15 protein-coding genes are annotated in these 12,838 nt (G+C 63.3%); 7 read left to right on the plus strand and 8 right to left on the minus strand.

Features of this window, described 5'->3' with window-relative positions; genetic code table 11:
* Positions 1-431 precede the first annotated feature (431 nt).
* Positions 432-875 carry a pre-peptidase C-terminal domain-containing protein gene (locus tag FCS99_RS09010; RefSeq protein WP_233352725.1) on the plus strand — a complete coding sequence of 148 codons (444 nt, stop codon included), beginning with the start codon at positions 432-434 and terminating at the stop codon, positions 873-875.
* 6 nt (positions 876-881) lie between these two features.
* Here the strand turns inward: FCS99_RS09010 and fghA are convergent, their stop codons facing one another.
* The 6 genes from fghA to FCS99_RS09040 are packed head-to-tail and all read right to left on the minus strand — an operon-like array spanning position 882 to position 4,340.
* The gene (gene fghA, locus FCS99_RS09015) at positions 882-1,721 is read right to left on the minus strand and encodes an S-formylglutathione hydrolase (protein ID WP_138511760.1); all 840 of its coding nucleotides are present in this window, start codon (positions 1,719-1,721) and stop codon (positions 882-884) included.
* Complete coding sequence (locus FCS99_RS09020) at positions 1,718-2,017, minus strand: hypothetical protein (RefSeq protein WP_138511761.1); 300 nt, start codon at positions 2,015-2,017, stop codon at positions 1,718-1,720. The genes fghA and FCS99_RS09020 overlap by 4 nt, the downstream gene beginning before the upstream one ends.
* On the minus strand, positions 2,014-2,445 hold the full coding sequence (locus tag FCS99_RS09025; protein WP_138511762.1) for a type II toxin-antitoxin system VapC family toxin: 432 nt from the start codon (positions 2,443-2,445) through the stop codon (positions 2,014-2,016). Before FCS99_RS09025 ends, FCS99_RS09020 begins: the two co-directional genes overlap by 4 nt.
* Entirely contained in the window at positions 2,442-2,669 is a 228-nt protein-coding gene (locus FCS99_RS09030; RefSeq protein ID WP_138511763.1) for a FitA-like ribbon-helix-helix domain-containing protein, read from the minus strand. The genes FCS99_RS09025 and FCS99_RS09030 overlap by 4 nt, the downstream gene beginning before the upstream one ends.
* Before the next feature lie 57 nt (positions 2,670-2,726).
* Positions 2,727-3,176: a hypothetical protein gene (locus FCS99_RS09035; RefSeq protein WP_138511764.1), complete on the minus strand. Its 450-nt coding sequence runs from the start codon at positions 3,174-3,176 to the stop codon at positions 2,727-2,729.
* A gap of 54 nt (positions 3,177-3,230) precedes the next feature.
* Positions 3,231-4,340 carry an S-(hydroxymethyl)glutathione dehydrogenase/class III alcohol dehydrogenase gene (locus FCS99_RS09040; protein ID WP_138511765.1) on the minus strand — a complete coding sequence of 370 codons (1,110 nt, stop codon included), beginning with the start codon at positions 4,338-4,340 and terminating at the stop codon, positions 3,231-3,233.
* A 155-nt stretch (positions 4,341-4,495) separates the two neighbouring features.
* Here FCS99_RS09040 and FCS99_RS09045 point away from each other — a divergent pair, with 155 nt between their 5' ends.
* The gene (locus FCS99_RS09045; protein ID WP_138511766.1) at positions 4,496-5,611 is read left to right on the plus strand and encodes a beta-ketoacyl-ACP synthase III; all 1,116 of its coding nucleotides are present in this window, start codon (positions 4,496-4,498) and stop codon (positions 5,609-5,611) included.
* 398 nt (positions 5,612-6,009) lie between these two features.
* On the opposite strand, the gene FCS99_RS09050 is transcribed toward FCS99_RS09045, so the two are convergent.
* Complete coding sequence (locus FCS99_RS09050; protein ID WP_138511767.1) at positions 6,010-7,221, minus strand: ammonium transporter; 1,212 nt, start codon at positions 7,219-7,221, stop codon at positions 6,010-6,012.
* Between the two features lie 244 nt (positions 7,222-7,465).
* Between FCS99_RS09050 and FCS99_RS09055 the strand changes: the two genes are divergently transcribed.
* Genes FCS99_RS09055 through FCS99_RS09065 form a run of 3 tightly spaced genes read left to right on the plus strand, consistent with a single transcriptional unit; the run spans position 7,466 to position 10,660 of the window.
* Entirely contained in the window at positions 7,466-8,581 is a 1,116-nt protein-coding gene (locus tag FCS99_RS09055; RefSeq protein ID WP_138511768.1) for a beta-ketoacyl-ACP synthase III, read from the plus strand.
* On the plus strand, positions 8,581-9,600 hold the full coding sequence (locus FCS99_RS09060; RefSeq protein ID WP_138511769.1) for a TolB family protein: 1,020 nt from the start codon (positions 8,581-8,583) through the stop codon (positions 9,598-9,600). The genes FCS99_RS09055 and FCS99_RS09060 overlap by 1 nt, the downstream gene beginning before the upstream one ends.
* A gap of 13 nt (positions 9,601-9,613) precedes the next feature.
* A complete protein-coding gene (locus FCS99_RS09065; protein ID WP_138511770.1) occupies positions 9,614-10,660 on the plus strand; it encodes an acyltransferase family protein in 1,047 nt (348 codons plus the stop codon).
* Between the two features lie 7 nt (positions 10,661-10,667).
* Here FCS99_RS09065 and FCS99_RS09070 read toward each other — a convergent pair whose 3' ends face one another.
* The gene (locus tag FCS99_RS09070; protein ID WP_138511771.1) at positions 10,668-11,042 is read right to left on the minus strand and encodes a hypothetical protein; all 375 of its coding nucleotides are present in this window, start codon (positions 11,040-11,042) and stop codon (positions 10,668-10,670) included.
* A gap of 174 nt (positions 11,043-11,216) precedes the next feature.
* On the opposite strand from FCS99_RS09070, the gene FCS99_RS09075 reads away from it, so the two are divergent.
* A complete protein-coding gene (locus tag FCS99_RS09075) occupies positions 11,217-11,834 on the plus strand; it encodes a YfbR-like 5'-deoxynucleotidase (RefSeq protein ID WP_138511772.1) in 618 nt (205 codons plus the stop codon).
* Positions 11,834-12,805, plus strand: a complete 972-nt coding sequence (locus tag FCS99_RS09080) for an NUDIX hydrolase (protein WP_138511773.1) — start codon at positions 11,834-11,836, stop codon at positions 12,803-12,805. Before FCS99_RS09075 ends, FCS99_RS09080 begins: the two co-directional genes overlap by 1 nt.
* Positions 12,806-12,838 lie beyond the last annotated feature (33 nt).

Consider the following 12,838-nt stretch of genomic DNA (forward strand, 5'->3'; position numbering starts at 1 on the left):
CGCCCGGGCCACACGGCACAAGGTCACGACCGTGCTGGCACCCAGGCGGTTTCGGTGCGTCGCCCGCAAGGGAAGACGATCAAATCTCCGCGTGCGGGAGACCGGTCAGGTCACTCACACTCATAGCAAAATCCGACCCGTCAGGTCTCCCGCACACCTCTCATACCGCCAGGCGGAAACGCCGTGGCGCTACGTCCGCTTCTTCAACCGCATCCATTTGTCATCCCGGACACACGCCTCTTTCCCAGGCAAAGCCCCGGGACCACGCCCGGGGGAAATGGAGATACAAGCCCCTCCCCAAAACAGGGGATGCCGCTTCTGCCCGGCCCGACCTAGCGTTGCGGGCATGGGGTGGCGCTGGTCGTTTCCGGTCCTTTTCAACCTGGCCCGCACCGCCCCGCCTTATCGAACGGCAGGGGGAGATCATTGCCATGAAACAAGTTTTAGCCTTGGGCCTTCTGGCTCTCGCTGCAGCCGCACCGGCTTCGGCCCAGACCTTCGGGTCCGTCAATCTGCGCGCCGGCTTCACGCCGGATCCCTACCGCACGACAATCACTTCGGGCGGGAATATCCAGGCCAGCAGCTATTTTTCCAATTGCACGGGCTGGGTCGCGGACAATGTGGATTACCGGATCACCTATCAGGCGGGCAGTTTCGACCTGACCATCTCGGCCAATTCCAATGCCGACACGACCCTGCTCGTGCGTGCGCCCAACGGCCAGTTCTATTGCGATGATGACAGCGGCGCCGGTCTCAACCCGGCCCTGACCATCCGCAACCCGCAATCGGGCACATATTCGGTCTGGGTCGGTTCCTATCGCCAGGGCGAGTTTGCCCGGGCCACACTGTCCATTTCCGAACTGGGCCTGCAATAGGCCGGATCAGGCCGTCAGCGACTTGGCGTGGTGGCGGAGGTGGTCCTCCATGAAGGAAGCGATGAACCAGTAGGAATGGTCGTAACCGGGATGGCGGCGCAGGGTCAGGGACTGGCCCGCTTCCCGGCAAGCGGCCTCGAACAGTTCCGGTTTGAGCTGTTCTTCAAGGAGTTGGTCGTCCTCGCCCTGATCAACCAGGATATGCGCCTCTGTGGGCTGGCGTTTGACCAGTTCGCAGGCATCATGCTCGCCCCATTCCGGGCATTCATCGCCGAGATAGGCCTTGAACGCCTTCTGGCCCCAGGGCACCCGCGCCGGCGCCACGATGGGCGCAAAGGCGGAGACACTGCGAAAGCGCTTGGGCTGTTTGAAATGCAGGGTCAGCGCGCCATGCCCGCCCATGGAATGACCGAAAATGCCCTGACGCTCCATGTCGGCCGGGAATTCCGCCCCGATCAGGGCCGGCAATTCCTCCACGATATAGGACTGCATGGAAAAGTGCGGCGTCCAGGGTGGTTCAGTCGCATCGATATAGAAGCCGGCCCCCTGCCCCAGATCATAGCTGTCATCATCGGCGACATCCTCGCCGCGCGGAGAGGTGTCGGGTGCGATCACCATCAGACCCAGTTCCGCCGCCATGCGCTGCAGGCCCGATTTCTCCATCACATTGGACCAATTGCAGGTCAGCCCGGACAGATACCAGAGCACCGGCACCGGACCGTCCTTGGCCTGGGGCGGCGTGAAGACCGCAAACCGCATCGTGCAGGCACAGGCCTCGCTGTCGTGATCATGCACGGACAGTGTGCCGCCGAAACTGCTCCAGGACGAAACTCGGGTCAGGCTCATGATGCGGTCCTTTCTTCAAAATCCTCGTGCAGGCGTTTCAGCACGGTCTCGAAATCCTTGAAGATCTCCGTGGCCGGCCATTTCGGATCGGTCTCCGCCTTCCAGGTCAGGTGGACCAGGGCCCAGCGGCCATCCTCGATCTCGAACAGGCTGTCATCGGACCAGTCGGCCACCGCGACCGCCCGCACTTCCAGACCATGCAGGACATGGCCAGGAATGCATTCCCGGCGCAGCTCGTCCTCGAAGGCGATGGCCTGCTCATCCTCCATCTCGAACCAGTCGGGCGGGAAGGTCATGGTGCGGCGGTCTCCAAAGGGAAGGTGGTGAGGTCTATGGCCTCGATGGCGAGCTGCTCGCAAGCCAGTTTGAGCATGCGCTTGTCGGCTGAAATCAGGGGCAAGCTCTCGCGGTGCGCCAGGGCCAGATACAGGCAATCATACACGGGATGCTGCAATCGGGCCGCCAACTCAAGCGCCTCGGGATAGAGCGTTCGATCCGGATGCAGATCAGCGAAACCGCTCAGATTCCTCAGGGCAATCGTGCAATCTTCCAACGGTGCCAACGCCTCCCGGACGTATTTCCAGAACGCGTTTGCTGTTTCGACCAGAATGAGTTCCGGTGCCACCATGCCAAAGGTCTGAACGGCCGCTTCGGCCCGTTCTGAACCGGCGACTGGCAGAAAGACTTTCACAGCGACACTGGCATCGAAAACCGCAAGCCTCACCGGTCCCGGTCCTCGCGGATGAGATCTGTCGGATCAAGGTCAATCGGCTTGCATCGCTCCCGCATGCCGCGCGCGAACTCAATGAAACCGCTGCGCTCACGCAAGGCCGTTTCCGCCAGCACTTCCCGCAGGAATTGCTCCAGCGACTTATCCTCCCGTGCCGCCATTCGCTTAAGATTGGCCACAACGCTGTCGTCGAGGTTGCGGATGATGACCTGGCCCATGAGCGCCTCCTGCTATCATGATGATATCACAATCCCACGAGCCATTGAAGCCAGGTCTCAACCGTCCGGACGCGACCGGAAAGAAGCGCAGCCAGAGCTGCCCGGCGGCTCATCTGTCGCCCGGAAGGCGCAGCGGTCCTCGAAGAAGCTGACATCAACCTGTGCTCCGGCATGCTCGAAACTCGACGTCATGAATTCGACAAAACCGTACTCACCCATCCGCACCTGCGCCTCAGCGCCAAAGCATCTGGACACTGCCCAGGCGAACTCACCCAGCGCGACGGAATGAGTGTACCGGCTGAGGCCGTCATACAGGGCGTGATCATATTCATCGGCAACATGATCCGCCGTGGACCCTGCCACCATTCTGGCGCGCATGCCGATCACATCGGGACCGTAATTCCAGTCCCAACTGACGACACGTTCCGCGACCGCACCCTGTTCGGCCCATGCGGCAAGGGCAGAGCACGCCTCGGGAGGCAACTCGAAATCAAGCTGTGACGACATTTGGCAAGCCCCCAACAAGAGACAACTTGCCAGAATTCGCACAGCCCGTCCCATCTAGTACTCCACCACGCTCCGGATGCTTTCGCCGGCATGCATCAGGTCGAAGCCCTTATTGATGTCGTCGAGCTTGAGCTTGTGGGTGATCAGGCTGTCGATATTGATGCGGCCATCCATGTACATGTCGACGATCTTGGGCACGTCCGTGCGGCCACGGGCGCCGCCGAAGGCGGAGCCGCGCCAATTGCGGCCGGTGACCAGCTGGAAGGGACGGGTGGAGATTTCCGCACCGGCCGGCGCGACGCCGATCACGATGGAGGTGCCCCAGCCCTTGTGCGAGCATTCCAGCGCCGTGCGCATCACGTCGACATTGCCGATGCATTCGAACGTGTAGTCGGCGCCACCCCCGGTCAGCTCCACCAGATGGCCGACCAGATCACCCTTCACATCCTTGGGATTGACGAAATCGGTCATGCCGAACTGGCGCGCCATGGCTTCCTTGGCCGGGTTCATGTCGACACCGACAATCTGGCGCGCGCCGATCATTTTCAGGCCCTGGATGACATTGAGGCCGATCCCGCCCAGACCGAAAACGACGGCGGTGCAATTCGGCTCGGCCTTGGCGGTGAAGACGACGGCGCCAATGCCCGTCGTCACGCCACAGCCGATATAGCAGATCTTGTCGAAGGGCGCGTCCTGGCGGACCTTGGCCAGCGCGATCTCGGGCAGGACCGTGTAGTTCGAGAAGGTCGAGCAGCCCATATAGTGCAGGATTTTCTCGCCCTTGTAGGAGAAGCGCGACGTGCCGTCCGGCATCACGCCCTGGCCCTGGGTCGAGCGGATCGACTGGCACAGATTGGTCTTGGGATTGAGGCAGTATTCGCACTCCCGGCATTCCGGCGTGTAGAGTGGAATGACATGGTCGCCCGGCTTCAGCCCGGTCACGCCCGGTCCGCATTCCACCACGACGCCGGCGCCTTCATGACCCAGAATGGCCGGAAACGCCCCTTCCGGGTCGGCACCGGACAGGGTGAATTCATCGGTATGACAGATGCCCGTCGCCTTGATCTCGACCAGGACTTCTCCCGCCTGCGGGCCCTCCAGATCAACCTCGACAACTTCCAGCGGCTTGCCGGCTTCGAACGCAACTGCGGCACGGGTCTTCATGGGGCATCTCCGGGATTGGTGTTCGGGGTGTTTCGACCAGATTTGCCAGACGAGGTCAAAGGCAGAATGACACCGCTTGCGCAGTTCGCGAGGTGACCTCGCTGGCGCTTGGTACTAGGTTGCGCGCCCTGACTGCCCGTTTCGGAGTGAAATGAATGAGCGTTGTGATCCGGTCGACCGGCCTTTGGACCCCTGAAGAGTCGGTCTCGAATGACGAACTCGTCGCTTGCTTCAACGCCTATGTGGAACAGTTCAACGCCGACAATGCTGACGCCATCGAGCGCGGCGTCGTCGAACCGCTGAACCCCTCCTCCTCGGCTTTCATCGAGAAGGCTTCGGGCATCCAGTCGCGCTACACGATCGACAAGGACGGCGTGCTGGATGTCGACCGGATGCGCCCCCGTGTCGCGCCGCGTCCGAACGAAGACCTGGCCCTGACGGCGGAAGCCGGCGTGGCGGCCGCCCGCGACGCGCTGAAAGCCGCCGGTCGCGATCCCAAGGATGTCGACGCCGTGATCTGCTCGGCCACCTCCATGCAGCGCACCTATCCCTGCATGGCGATCGAGATGCAGAGCGAGCTGGGCATTACCGGGTTCGGCTTCGACATGACCGTCGCATGCTCCTCCGGCACGTTCGGCATGATCAATGCGATCAACATGATCGAGACAGGCATGGCGAAATCGGTTCTGGTCATCGTGCCGGAAATCACCACGCCGCAGCTGAATTTCCGCGACCGCGACAGCCATTTCATCTTCGGCGATGTCGCCGTGGCCATGCTGATCGAGCATGAAGACGTGGCTGGCGGCGAGGGCTGGCGGGTTCTGGGCCGCAACATGATGACCCAGTTCTCCAACAATATCCGCTCCAATTTCGGCTTCCTGAATGCATCCGAAGATCCGGAGCCTGAATTCGAGGACCGCTATTTCGTGCAGGAGGGCCGCAAGGTCTTCAAGGAAGTCTGTCCGATGGTCGCCGAGATGATCCTGTCCGACATGGACACATTCGGCCTGGCGCCGGACCAGATGAAGCGCCTGTGGCTGCACCAGGCCAATATCAACATGAACATGCTGGTCGCGAAGAAGGTTTTGGGCCGCGAGTTCACCGAGGACGAAGCGCCGGTCATCCTTGACGAGTTTGCCAATACGGCAGGCGCCGGCTCCCTGGTCGCCTTCCATCGCCACAGTGACGGGTTTGCCGCGGGCGAGAAGGGGCTGATCTGCTCCTTCGGCGCGGGCTATTCCGCCGGCACGGTCTTCGTCGAAAAACTCTAATCCCCGCCCTCAGCGGCCGGACTATCCTTCCCGCTCCATGACGGATGGGGGGATGATGAGGTGTGGCCGGAACCGGTGACAGTGACAGGACGGGCTGGGCCCTCGGGAAGGCCCGCCTCGCGCGCCCGACAGCGCCATACAAAAACGTATAACAAAGTCGGCAAATCTGACACCGGTGCCAAAAAAAGACCCGGCCCTGTCCAGTACAACGCACTGGCAGGGCCGGGTCAGTATGCGTCTCAAGCCGGGGAGGACAGGCCTGGACGTGCGAAACCCAATAACGGGTCCAGCCCCGAAGGGCAACTCTGTTTGGGTCGGGAGCGGGCGCCGCAACCCCTTACAGCACCCGCTCCCGCTCTCCGGCCCCCAACCGGCCGAAGATGGGTGGTGGGGTCAGACTAACTGCCGACCGACTCACCATGCAAACTTGTATCGAGACCGGAGACCTCGGATTCCTCATCCACCCGCAGCGTCATCAGCTTGGATTGGACGAAGAGGATGATGAAGGTGACGACACCGCAGTAAGCCGCCGCTGCCAGAGCCCCCCAGGCCTGGGTCCAGACCTGCAGGAGATTGCCCTCGATCGCGCCCGGCGTGCCGCCGATGGCCTCGCTGGCGAAGACACCGGTCAGGATGGCCCCGACCAGACCGCCCACACCATGCAGGCCGAACGCGTCCAGCGTGTCATCGATCTTGAGAGCCTTCTTCAGGGCGGTAACGCCCCAATAGGCACCGAAGGACCCGCCCGCACCGACCAGGAAGGCCGCCCAGGCCGGCACGAAACCGGCCGCCGGTGTGATCGCAACCAGACCGGCCACGGCACCCGATGCAGCGCCAAGCACGCTGGCCTTGCCGCGCAGGATCCATTCCAGACAGATCCAGACGATGACCGCCGTCGCCGTCGCGACCTGCGTGGTCACGAGCGCGTGGGCCGCTGCGCCATCGGCAGCCAGAGCGGAACCACCATTGAAGCCGAACCAGCCCACCCAGAGGAAGCCGGCACCGGCGACCGTCAGCACCAGATTGTCCGGCGCCAGATTGGACCCCGGATAGCCTTTGCGCGGCCCCAGGAATTTCGCCAGGACCAGTCCTGCGACACCGGCATTGATATGCACCACCGCGCCGCCGGCAAAGTCGAGCACGCCCGCTTCACCCAGGAAGCCGCCGCCCCAGACCCAGTGGCAGATCGGGGCATAGACCAGGACCAGCCAAGCCGCGCCAAACACCATGAAGGCGGAGAAACGGATTCGTTCGACAGCCGCGCCGGCAATGATCGCCACCGTGATGATGGCGAAGGTGAGCTGGAACATGAGGAAGAGGTTTTCCGGCAGGTCACCGGACATGCTGTCCGGCGTGATCCCGGCCAGACCGGCACTGGACAATCCGCCGACAAAGGCGTTCAGCCCGCCGCCATCCGTGAATGCCAGGGAATAGGCCACCAGCGCCCAGACCACGGTGACGATGGCCGCAGCGCCGAGGCTCTGCATCAGCGTCGACAACACATTCTTCCGCCGCACCATACCGCCATAGAACAGGGCCAGACCCGGCAGGGTCATGAGCAGGACCAGAGCGGTCGAAGTCAAAATCCAGGCGTTGTTACCACTGTCCATGTGTGGGGCCTCCGGCGGGGTTGTTGCCGCTTTTTGCGATCTGCCGACGAGCTAAGCGGGCCATGCGGAGGGGAGTCGACTATCGGCCCGGGATTTCCTGCATTTGCCGTTTTTGCGCTGCACAAATGTGCACGATTGCTCGATTCTGATGCGAGCTCGCGCGGAGCGCCATGCGCGGACGCATTGATCCGGGCCATTCATGGAGTAGGCTGCACCCCACCGGGAAGGAAATCAGAGACACGCCGTGCCAAACAGCCTCATCCGCTCAACGGGCTACTGGGTCCCTTCGAACGTCATCACCAATGACGAGCTCGTCGCCAGCTACAATGCCTATGCCGAGCGCTTCAACGCCGAGAATGCTGCCGCCATTGCCGCCGGCGAGGTGGAGGAAGTGCCGCTCTCCAACTCCGACTTCATCGTCAATGCCTCCGGGATCAAGCGGCGGCACGTCTATGAAAAAGAGGGCATTCTGGACATCGACAAGATGGTGCCGCAGATCGCGCCCCGTCCGATCGACCAGATTTCGACCCAGGCCGAATTCGCGCTCAAATCCGTCCACCAGGCGCTCGAGCGGGCCGGTTACACGGGGGCCGATATCGACGGCGTGATCGTGGCCTCTTCGGCCCAGCAACGAAATTTCCCGGGCCTGTCCTGCGAGATCCAGGATGCGATCGGGGCCAAGGGCTTCTCCTTTGACCTGACCATGGCCTGCGCCGCGGCGCTCTACGGGCTCCACATTGCCAACGGCCTGATCAAGTCGGGCGAAGCCAAGCGCATCCTGGTGTGCTCGCCGGAAATGATGACCTGCATCAATGTGCACACGCGCCGCGACGTCCACTTCATCTTCGGCGATGCCTCCGCCGCCATGATCGTGGAGGCCGATGATGGCCGCCCGGGTGGCTGGGACGTTCTGGGCACCCATGCCGAGAACAAATGGTCCTCGGCCCTGCGCTCCGATTTCGGCTTCATCAACCGCGCCGAACGCCAGATCGACTCGGATTATGAGCCGCATCTCGACCAGGACGGTCACCGCGTCTTCAAGGATGTGGTCGGTTTCGCGCCCAAGGTGGCGCGCAATCTGATGAAGAAGGTCGACCTTGAGCCGGAGGATGTCCGGCGGACCTGGCTGCACCAGGCCAATATCCGCATGGTCGACATGATCGCCAAACGCATCCTCGGCCGCGACCGCACCGAAGAAAATGCGCCGGCAATACTGGACGAGTACGGCAATACGTCCTCTTCTTCCGTCGTGATGAATTTCCAGATGCATTCCGACGACATGGCCGCGGGCGAGACAGGTGTGATGTGCGCCTTCGGGGCCGGCTATGGCGTGGGAGCCGCCGCTGTAAGGAAGCGCTGATGACCCGACTTCTTCTCGCCGGCACGGCCGGTATCCTGGCCCTGCTGGCCGCCTGTTCGGCCCCGCAAGACCAGGCCGCGCCCGACGAGACGGCTGACGGGAACAGCCCGGCACAAACGGCCGCACCGGACGCGGCGCCAGACGAGGCTGATACCGAAGAGGCCGATGCGTCTGCGGCCAGCCTGCCGGGCGTCGATATCTATATTGCGCCGCTGAACTGGGTGGGCGACATCCCCACCCTCGGCCCCGTCCACAATGCCACCCGGCGGCCCGGATATGACAATCAGCCGGCTTTCTCCGCAGACGGGCAGTCCTTCTATTACGCCTCCGGCAATGGTCCCCTGACCGATGTCTGGCGCTGCAATCTGGACTGTTCCGAACGGGTCCGGATCACCGACACACCCTTGTCCGGCGAGTACTCGCCGCGCCCGACCCCGGCCGGCGAAGCCCTGTCCTACATCTACCAGCCACCGAACGGTTATGGCGGCGAGGTCTGGCTGGACCGGCTCGAGGGTGGCGAACCCCGCCCGGCCTCCACGGTCGGACCTAACGGGTATTACGCCTTCAATGCCGACATGACCCGGCTGGCCGTGTTTGCGCTGGATGACGAAGCCCATCTCAAAGTCTTCGACCGCTTCGAGGACAGCGTGCCGCAGAGCGTCGCCGATCCGATCGGACGGGCGCTCTATGCACGTCCGGACCATGGCGCGGTCCTGTTCACCCAGGCCCGCGAGGATAGTGGCTTTGCAGTGTTTGAAACCGGTTTCGACGGCACGGGCACCCACAGCCTGTTCGATCTTCCGGGCGAAACGCAGGACTATGCGGTCTTCGCGCTTGCGGATGGCCGGGACGCGTTTTTCGCGGTTGATGAAGGCGTGCTGATGATGCGGACCCGGGATTTGCCCTGGGCTTCGATTGCCGATCTGGAAGAACAGGGCCTGAGCGGTGTCAGCCGAATGGCCGTCAGCCCGGACCGGTCCCATATCGCGCTGGTCGCGTTCGAATCCGACGCCGACTAGCCGGGCCGGGCCGATGGGCGAGCACGGACGCCACAAGACACTGATTGAAATCCAGTTCCTCAGGGCCATCGCCGTGCTGATGGTCGTGATCGCGCACATTCATCAGGCCAATGACCGTTTCTACAGTGATGCGGTGCTGGGACAGGCCAGCCTGTTCGGATTTGCCGGCGTGGACGTCTTCTTCGTCCTGTCCGGCTTCATCATCCATCATCTCTACAAGGACCATGCCGGGTTCGACCTGCGCTATTTCCTCAACCGGCTGAACCGCATCTTCCCGCTCTACTGGATTTTCACCGGCTTCGCCGTGCTGGGCTATGTCACCATGGGCGGGTCCCTGACACGGTCGGCGGACGAGCTGGACATACTGGCCTCGCTGACCCTGATCCCGACGGGGGATCTGCCGGTCCTGCAGGTCGGTTGGACCCTGACCCACGAGCTCTACTTTTATCTCGCCTACGGGCTGGCCCTGCTCCTGCCGCAGCCCGCGCGGGTCTCGGCGGGGATGGGCTGGGCCCTGGCGAGCCTCGGCTACATCCTGGTTCCCCACGGCATCGCGTCGCCCTGGCTGGACCTGGTGTTCAGCCCGTTCAACTTTCTCTTCCTGTCCGGTGTCCTGCTGGCCACTCTGTATCCGCGGATCCGGCGCCTGCGCTGGCCGGCCCTGCTCATCTTGGCCAGTGGGCTGGCTCTCGGCCTGACCTGGATACACATCCATGGCCTGGCCGGACTGGTTGCAGCCCCGCTGCGCGTGGTGATGCTGGCCCCGTTCGCCATGGGCCTGGTGGCGACCTTGCTGGCTTGGACGCCAGCACTTCCCAAACCACTCGCCCAGGTCGGCGACTGGTCCTACGCGATCTATCTCTCGCACATCCTGGTGATCGGGGTTCTGGCCCGGCTCATGCCCGGCCTGACCGGCGACGGTCTCGCCGGCGCTGTCCTGCTATACCTCGCCGGCCTGATGGCCTGCCTGGCCCTGGGCGGGCTGGTGCATGCCGGGGTCGAACGCCCCTTGCTGGACCGGGGCAAGGCACTCATCCGGCACCTCGCCCCGTCCCGTTAGCGCGCCGTCAGACCGACGTCGTCTCGGTGATCTTGTAGGTCAGATCATCCCCGTCAGCTTCGTGGATGGTGAGATAATCCCCGAGCCGCAAGGTGTGATCACCCAAGCGATAGACCGGCTCGTCCGGCCCTTCGCCTTCCTCGTCATAATGGAAAAACCAGTGCGAGCCGCGATGGGTCAGCCAGCCATCGGCCTTCTCCGCCGGATCGGGCGAAAAACGGTCGACGGTGCAATCGGCCTTGTTGGCCCGCCACAGGTCGAGATCCAGGCGGCCATCCTTGTCCAGCGGCGCCACGATCACATAACCCTGATCATTGTCACCATCGGGGAATCCCGCGTCCGGATTGCGTCCCAGTCTCATCACAACACGTGTCAGGCTCATGCCAGTCTCCCGATTATTTCTGAGGCCTATCCATCCCGTTTTTGCGCGGAAGGTCAATTCACTCCACGATGCGTCAAGAGCGCACATCCGCTGTGAATTTGGGTCGCGGCCGGAGTGGAGATGGCGGGGCAAGAATGCTATCTCCCCTGTCCGCGATTTTGAGGAAGGGATGACATGCCGGCAGCGGCCCGCAAGAAAGACACGGCTCCACGCGCCTGGCAGCGCATGATTTCCGGCCGCCGGCTGGACCTTCTGGATCCCTCGCCCTTCGATGTCGAAATCGAGGACATCGCCCACGGACTGGCGCGCGTGGCGCGCTGGAATGGCCAGACCCATGGGGACCACGCCTTCTCCGTGGCCGAGCATTCCGTCGTCGTGCTGCAGATCCTCGACCATCTCTACCCCAAGCTGGACCCGAAATGGCGGCTCGCCGCCATCCTGCATGACGCCTCCGAATATGTGATTGGCGACATGATCAGCCCGTTCAAGGCGGCGTTGGGCGTGAACTACCGCGAATTCGAGGACCGGCTGGAACGCGCCATTCACCTGCGCTACGGCTTGCCGCCGAAACTGCCGGCCGAGGTGAAACGCAAGATCAAGCGCGCCGACGTGATCTGCGCTTATTTCGAAGCCACGCAGATTGCGGGCTTTACCCGGGAAGAAGCGTTGAAATTTTTCGGCCGCCCGCCCGCCGACCTGGAGATCGAGATCAGCCCCATGCCGGTCAAGAAGGCGCAGGTCCTGATGCTCGACACGTTCAACACCGTGCTGGCCGAAGTCGAGGGGCGCTGATGGAACTGGCCGGCCAGTCCCTTTCTGTCGGCCTCAATGCGGTCATCCTGTCCGTCGACAGCGATACGCCCCGCGTCCTGATCGTGCCGCAATCGGGCGGCGGCGTCGCCCTGCCCTTCGGTCCGTTCGACCCGGCCCGCCATCGGACTTTCGAGATCGGCCTTCGCCGCTGGGTGGCCGAACAGGCCCGCTTCCAGCTGGGCTATGTGGAACAGCTCTACACCTTCGGAGACCGGGGCCGCGAAGCGCCGCTGGCCGCCCTGACCGGGTCCGAGGATGCCCGCATCATCTCGATCGGCTATCTCGCCCTCACCGCCGACACCGCGACCCCGCCCGATGGCGGCGGACGCTGGCGCGACTGGTATGATTTCTTTCCCTGGGAAGACTGGCGCCAGGGCAAACCGGAGGTCATCGACACCGACATCATCCCGCGCCTGTCAGCCTGGGCCGATGAAGCCGGTGTGCCCGGCCGCCGCGCCTCGCGCCATGACCGCTTGAAGACCACATTCGGCATGGGCGGCGAGACCTGGAATGAGGAACGCGTGCTGGACCGGTATGAGCTGCTCTATGAAGCCGGCCTGGTCGCGGAAGCCGCCCGGGACGGACAGGTGGACGATCCGACCCTGTGCCCGGCCCTGGGCTTATCCATGGCCTCCGATCACCGGCGTATACTGGCGACCGCCATTTCCCGGCTGCGCGGCAAGATCAAGTATCGTCCCATTGTCTTTGAACTCATGCCTGACCTCTTCACCCTCTCCGGGCTGCAACAGGCTGTCGAAGCCATCATCGGCTATCGCCTGCACAAGCAGAATTTCCGGCGCGCCCTGGACCGGACCGGTTTCGTGGAAGGCACGGGCAAGGTGGAGAGCCGCACGGGCGGACGCCCTGCTGAACTCTACAGCTATCGCCGCGAGGCCCTGGCCGGCCTGCCCTCCCTGGGCCTGGCCACACCCCGCCTCAAGGAGAGCTGACCCCGTCCGGCTGGCCAGTCGTCCGGCGAGACG

This window comes from Maricaulis alexandrii, from assembly GCF_005871165.1.
Taxonomy (GTDB): Bacteria; Pseudomonadota; Alphaproteobacteria; order Caulobacterales; family Maricaulaceae; genus Maricaulis; species Maricaulis alexandrii.